The organism is Clostridium sp. (assembly GCF_040797585.1).
Taxonomy (GTDB): domain Bacteria; phylum Bacillota; class Clostridia; order Clostridiales; family Clostridiaceae; genus Clostridium_Z.
In genome coordinates this window covers 1-6,748 of the sequence record NZ_JBFNEO010000160.1, presented here as the reverse complement: position 1 = coordinate 6,748, position 6,748 = coordinate 1, and the positions used below count along the sequence as shown (strand labels likewise).

Annotated in this window: 5 protein-coding genes; 2 read left to right on the top strand and 3 right to left on the bottom strand. The window is 29.4% G+C overall.

Annotated elements, in window-relative coordinates; translation table 11 throughout:
• The first annotated feature begins 297 nt into the window (after window positions 1-297).
• Window positions 298-2,724 (top strand): DNA helicase RecQ, encoded by a 2,427-nt coding sequence (gene recQ / locus AB2369_RS10105; protein WP_367666356.1) that lies wholly within the window; start codon window positions 298-300, stop codon window positions 2,722-2,724.
• 203 nt (window positions 2,725-2,927) lie between these two features.
• On the opposite strand, the gene AB2369_RS10100 is transcribed toward recQ, so the two are convergent.
• On the bottom strand, window positions 2,928-3,962 hold the full coding sequence (locus AB2369_RS10100) for a putative manganese transporter (RefSeq protein WP_367666355.1): 1,035 nt from the start codon (window positions 3,960-3,962) through the stop codon (window positions 2,928-2,930).
• 87 nt (window positions 3,963-4,049) lie between these two features.
• Here AB2369_RS10100 and AB2369_RS10095 point away from each other — a divergent pair, with 87 nt between their 5' ends.
• Entirely contained in the window at window positions 4,050-4,865 is an 816-nt protein-coding gene (locus tag AB2369_RS10095; RefSeq protein WP_367666354.1) for a MerR family transcriptional regulator, read from the top strand.
• A 188-nt stretch (window positions 4,866-5,053) separates the two neighbouring features.
• On the opposite strand, the gene AB2369_RS10090 is transcribed toward AB2369_RS10095, so the two are convergent.
• Both AB2369_RS10090 and AB2369_RS10085 read right to left on the bottom strand, forming a co-directional pair.
• Complete coding sequence (locus AB2369_RS10090; RefSeq protein ID WP_367666353.1) at window positions 5,054-6,007, bottom strand: TDT family transporter; 954 nt, start codon at window positions 6,005-6,007, stop codon at window positions 5,054-5,056.
• A gap of 13 nt (window positions 6,008-6,020) precedes the next feature.
• Complete coding sequence (locus AB2369_RS10085; RefSeq protein ID WP_367666352.1) at window positions 6,021-6,485, bottom strand: C-GCAxxG-C-C family protein; 465 nt, start codon at window positions 6,483-6,485, stop codon at window positions 6,021-6,023.
• Window positions 6,486-6,748 lie beyond the last annotated feature (263 nt).

Sequence of the window (6,748 nt, the reverse complement as noted above, 5' to 3'; positions counted from 1 at the left end):
AAAGAATAGCTTTAATATTTATATATAGATTAAATATAGTTTGAAGATAGGGTAAAAGCGTAATGTCATTAGGAAGCTTAGATTATTTAAATAAGGATTAGATATTATGAAAAGTTAAATTAGCATCTTGAAATTGTTAGCTTTTAACTAATTAATTACTTACTTTATAATTTTAAATTATCAATTGAGCTGAAGGTTTGACTAGTAAAACAGGTTAATATATATTTATATAAAATATATGTTAGCAATAAAAAAGTAGAGCATATAAGTATAAGTTAAAATATAGAGGTGAAAAATTTGAATAAAAAACCATTAGAAACCTTAGAAAAGTTTTATGGATATAAGAGTTTTAGAAAAGGACAAGATGAAATAATAGAAAGTATTTTAGAAGGCAATGATGTACTTGCAATTATGCCAACAGGTGGAGGAAAGTCCATATGTTATCAAATACCAGCACTGCTTCTAGAGGGGATAACCATTGTGGTTTCACCTCTTATTTCTCTTATGAAGGATCAGGTGGATTCAATTAAAGCCATGGGGATTGGAGCTACCTATATAAATAGCTCTCTTAGCACTACAGAATTTAGATCTATTATAAGTGGCATAGAGAATAATGAATATAAAATTATATATGTGGCACCAGAAAGACTTGAATCCTATGAGTTTTTAAGCGTTATTACAAGTCTTAATATATCTCAGGTAGCTGTAGATGAGGCTCACTGTGTATCCCAATGGGGACATGACTTTAGAAGTAGCTATAGAAGGGTTATTCACTTTATAAATAGTCTTACAAATAGGCCTATTGTCACTGCATTTACTGCAACAGCAACTGGTGAGGTTAGAGAGGATATAGTTAAGTCTTTAGGTCTTAGAGACTCCAAAATATTTATTTCTAGCTTTGATAGAGAGAACTTAACTATAGAGGTAATAAAGGGACAAAATAAGGATAGATTTATAAAAAACTACCTTAAAAATAATAAGGATCAATCAGGGATTATATATTGTGCCACAAGAAAAGAAGTGGATTCCTTATATGAAATTCTTCTTCGTAATAAATTTTCTGTAAATAGATATCATGCTGGGCTTTCTGATGAGGAGAGAAAGATAAATCAGGAAGACTTCATACATGATAGAATAAATATTATGGTTGCTACTAACGCCTTTGGTATGGGTATAGATAAATCAAATATAAGGTATGTTATTCATAATAATCTTCCTAAAAATATAGAAGGATACTACCAAGAGATAGGTAGAGCAGGCCGTGATGGGGAGGAAAGTGAATGCATATTGCTTTTTAGCCCAGGGGATGTACATACCCAAAAATATTTAATAGAAATGAGCACAGAAAATATAAATAGAAAAAATAATCAATACAGAATGCTAAAGCAGATGGTGGATTTAGTTCACAGTAATGACTGTTATAAAAAATATATATTAAACTATTTTGGGGAGAACCATGAAGGACATTGCTTAAAGTGTAGTAATTGTAACTCTCAAGGAGAAATAGTGGATAAGACATTGGATGCTCAGAAGGTTTTATCTTGTATATATAGGATGAAAAGAAACTTTGGTACAACTGTTATTATAGATGTTTTAAGAGAATCTAAAAATAAGAAGGTTATAGAACTTGGCTTCCATGAGTTATCTACCTATGGAATAATGAAAGAGTATTCAAAAGATAATTTAAAAGAATTTATAAATACTCTAATTTCCCACGGATATATAGATCTAGATGAAGGTGCCTATCCAGTGGTTAAGCTTAATGAAAGATCAATTAAGGTACTTAAAAGTGAAGAAAAAGTAGAGTTTAAAGAGGTTAAGGTTGAAGGAACTCTTACAATTAACAATGATTTATTTGAAGTTCTTAGAGCATTAAGAAAAGAACTAGCTCTTAGAGATGGAATAGCACCTTATATGGTATTTGGAGACGGAACTTTAAAAGAGATGAGTATAAAGTATCCAAAGTCAAAAGAAGAGCTTATGGAGATTTCTGGAGTTGGAGCTGTTAAGTATGAAAGATATGGAGAAGAATTTAAAGAGGCCATACTTAAATATGTAGAGGAAAATAATATAAATGTGGAATCTTTAAACAATGAGGACTCCAATGATGAATTTTTACTGGTTTCTAGCGACTTAGAACTTCTAGAAAGTCTTATGGAGTTAAGGGAAAGAATATCAAAAGAAAGTGGAGATTTACCTCAAAAGATTATAGCCAAAAACACTCTTAAAGAAATAAGTGGTAGATATCCTATAGATTTAGAGGACCTTAAAGATATATCAGGAATGGGACCTAAGAAGATAGAAAAATGTGGAGATGCCATAATAGCAATTGTTCAGGAATATATTAATAATAAGGAAATAAAACCAAATTGGCAGGATAAGAAGAAAAGAAAAGTTATTATAGATGGAGAATTTAGAAAGAATGATGAAATAGCACTGGATATGCTAAGGGAAAATAATAAAATACATGATATAGCAAAGGAAATAGAGGTTTCTGTATCCACAATATTAGGCTATGTTACAGATTATATTAAAGAAGGAAATACCTTAGACTTCCACTTAGATTTAGATTCCCTTTATAATGAAGATGATAAAGATGTAATAATAAACGCATGTAAAGAGCATGGAATAACCATGGTAAGTAAATTAAAGTCATGTCTTCCAGACCACATAAAATATGAAGCCATAAAAGCTGTTATAATTGGAGAGTTTCTTATTGCCTAATTAATATGATAATATTATTAGATTATAATAAATTTTATTTTAATTAATTTATTCTTCTAGTAAATTTTAGAGATATTACAAGACTTAGCTTAAGTTTATATATTATAAAATAACAAAGGGATAAGCTTATATTAAAGCTTATCCCTTTACTATGGAAAAATTTAATATTAATAATACTAATAATGTTCTTAACCAAATTATTATTAAAGCAGATATATTTCTAGAAAATAATATAAAACTCCAACTAGTATTGCCGGTACAGTGGTTATAATAGTTGCCCACATAGAGGATTTCTTATCCATAACAATCAAAGGAAATAGTGCATCTCCATCTTGAGATATAGCATTAGAAAGTAAAGCAGCAAAGGGAACAAATCCTTTAGTATATAGGGTAACAAATATAATCTGAGGACCACAGCCAGGGATTAGCCCTATTAGTGCTCCAATTATAACTGAAGCAAGACCAGTTGCTGTTAATATATTTTCAATTACAACTTCTCCTCCTATAAAATATATACCTACATCGTAAACTAAATATGCTAGGAATACCCAGGTAGCAACAAAAGCTGTCTCTGAAGCATTATGAATAAAGGTCTCTTTAAGAGAGAAGAGTTTGCTCTCTGTTTCAGGGTGGTCATCATCTTTTAAGAATTTCTTATTTAATATCATATATATTATAGAAAATAAGGTACCACCAACACCTATAAATTTACCAAGGTTAGGTATTAAGAAATCTGCATTTACATCAATTTGAACTAAAAGAGCAATTCCGAGTATTAGTCCTATAGAAATATAAAACCAAAATATTTTATATCCAATACCATGAGTAAATTTATATATTCTTTCACTAAGCCTATTAGTGTCATCACTATGATGAAGAGCTATATCTATGAAGTCACCTTCAGCATGTCCTATATGCCTTTTATCAGAAGAAGATTCTATTGAAGGTAACCGCCTTTCATATTCAGTTAAAATACCTTGGTAAGGCTTATGATTTGATTTAGATAAATTAGCATTAATATTTTTTCTTAGATTTAATTTATCCTCAAGTTTAAGATAATCAACTAAATATCCACAAACTATGGCAGTTATATAAGAGAGTATACTTACCCAAATATAAGCTTTCATAGAAACAGTCATAAGGACAAAGGCTGAATCACCTGTAGTTGCTATTAAAGTTGCTATTACAGTACCAAAGCTTACACTACCCTTAATAAATAGTGGAAGAGAGGTAATCAATTATTTAAAAAGATATATTTTTATTAAGTTGACTTTTACCTAAGGGTAAAGATTATACTTAAATCATCAATCAAATGCGTAGGTGATATGATGTTTACCATAGGAGAATTTTCTAAAATTAATAAAATAACCACAAAGACCTTAAGGTATTATGATGATATAGGACTTTTAAAACCAGAGTTTGTAGATAAATTTACAGGGTATAGGTACTATTCATCAGATCAGTTTGAAAGCATACACAGGATAATAGAGTTAAAACAGATGGGATTAACTTTAAATGAGATCACAGATGTAATGGAAAAGAAATGCCATATAGAAAGTATTCTATGTGAGAGGATAAGCATAATAGAAAATAACATTAAGGAAGAGAAAAATCAATTATTAAAGATGAAAAATTATATTAATAATCTAAAAGGAGAGGGTAGTATGAATTATAGTGTAGTTATAAAAGAGTTACCAAAGGTTATTGTTGCTTCTATGACAACAATCTTAAAAGATTATAATGAGTATTTTAAGATTATGCCTAAGATGGGAAAGGAGATGGAAGCTCAAAAAGCAGTTTGTAGTAATCCACCATACTGCTTTACCATATATCTTGATGGAGAGTATAAGGAGAAAGACATAAAAGTTCAGATATGTGAAGCAGTGGTAGAAAAAAGAATTGATTCTGAAAATGTTGTATATAAGGACATAGAGAGTGTTCCTACATCAGCATGTATTATGCATAAAGGACCTTATAATACCATAGGAAGTGCTTATGGATATATATTTAAATGGATAGAAGATAACGGGTATGAAGCTGTAGACCATCCAAGGGAGTCTTATATCGATGGAATATGGAATAAGGAAACCCCTGAGGAATGGTTAACTGAGGTTCAAGTTCCAGTTAAATTAAAGAAATAGAGAAGAGTATAAAAGTTCAAGGAAATTAACAATGCTATTGTATATGAGTCTGTACTATACAATGTTTTAGAACAATTATGTGATTAAGTGAAAATGCTTGCTAAAATCAAATAACTAAGAAATAGAGACTAAGATTAACTTATATTAATCTTAGTCTCTTAAATAGTTTATTAAAGTACTTTATAATATTATATACCTTTATTTACATTGGTAGGTTTAGCTATATCCTTACTATTAAACAAGAATATACTGTATTTTATGAGTACATATATAACTAGAATTATGGCTAAAGCTTCAGAAAACTTTACTAAAGATTTTAAAAGAGATACTGTATTTCCACTACCAATTAAAAACTTATTAGTTTGTTTTAATGCGATACTGCTTATTACAAACGGGAATGTAAAGGCAGAATAACTAGGATAAAATTTTAATTTAAGAAGCTTTGGAAGATACAAAATTACTCCTAAAAGCATAATTAAACATAATCCTAATAAAAACCATATAATAGTCATATTTTTATCTTTAAAAGATGCTACATATCCAGCAAGACAAAGGCTAGCTGGAGCTGTAAATATAGCTATTGTAGGTAAGGCTGGCTCAGGTATTCCTTTAACAGAGAATACTCTATACAGTACTATAGGTAGTAAAATTATATAGGATATAAAACCAAACCAGAATAAATATTCACCAATAGTATTAAGTTTAAAAGCAGGAGCACTTATGCTACCAGCTGCGATTCCTACATAAACTATAAAATAACTTGGGAATACTTTCTTTATATCAAAGTTAAATATGAACTTTTTAGTGAAATAAGCCATAAGTAAAATATGGATACTAAGCCCTAAAACCCAAGTTAGTAATGCAAAATTATGTGCGTAAGGCTCTATGTATGTGGATAAAATCATAATTCCCATAGAGAAAGTAGGACACACGCTAGCTATAACTGGATTTTTTAAATCTTCACCTATAGCTTTTGGATATAAAATTATTTTTATAGTAAGAAGTATTAATATTATGGTAGATAAAGCTCCGAATACATTCCTATATATGTTTCCATAAGAGAGTACTAGATTACCAAGGGCTGCTAATCCTAGCATTAAGCCACAAATTGGTAAAGGCAGCTTTTTAATTAAATTTTCCATAGATTACACTCCATTATTTATCTGTATTTACAAATTCCATTTCTCTTACTATTATCTCAGCAGCTTTTTCAGCTATCTCACCAGTAAAAGAAATACATTGATTTTTATGTTCTCCAGATCCCATATCCATTCCTTTAGTAAGAATTCTACAACATAAAACCTTGTGATTACTCTTAAAACTTTCTTGTAGCTCATTAGCTAATTTTAAGGTGTTTTGAACCTTATCGTCTCCACCTTTAGTTCTTCCAAAGAAATATCCAATACTCATTATTCCTCCAGAAATTGCACCACAAACACATTTTGATTTTCCTATACCAACAGGAAATCCAGATGCCATAGCAACCATTTCATCAGGCATGTCCAATTCGAAATTTTCTTTTATAGAGGCTACTATTGCCTCAGAGCAGAAGAAATCCCCTCTTCTATAAAATTCCTCAGCATCTTGCTTAATTTTTTTTATACTAACTTCTTTCTTCATTTGAAATTCCCCCTTCAATGTATGTTAGTTACATTATAAGTATAGGGCAAGAGCATGTTTAAAAGAAATAGAATATATCAATAGGAAACAGGTTATTTATTATAAATATCTATAGTAACAAATTATCTTTACTTAAATATAATTATAAAAGTTTTTTGGATTATTCTATATAAGAAATTAAGAAGCTTATTAATAAAGTTTAATATAGAATATGAGTCTATAGGATTAATAGAAAATTTTATAAAAAACTTTAGAAGTAAGCG

Excerpts from the sequence above, each read along its gene's own strand:
- AB2369_RS10095 (WP_367666354.1), top strand. The coding sequence starts at position 4,050 with ATGATGTTTACCATAGGAGAATTTTCTAAAATTAATAAAATAACCACA.
- AB2369_RS10090 (WP_367666353.1), bottom strand. The coding sequence starts at position 6,007 with ATGGAAAATTTAATTAAAAAGCTGCCTTTACCAATTTGTGGCTTAATG.
- AB2369_RS10085 (WP_367666352.1), bottom strand. The coding sequence starts at position 6,485 with ATGAAGAAAGAAGTTAGTATAAAAAAAATTAAGCAAGATGCTGAGGAA.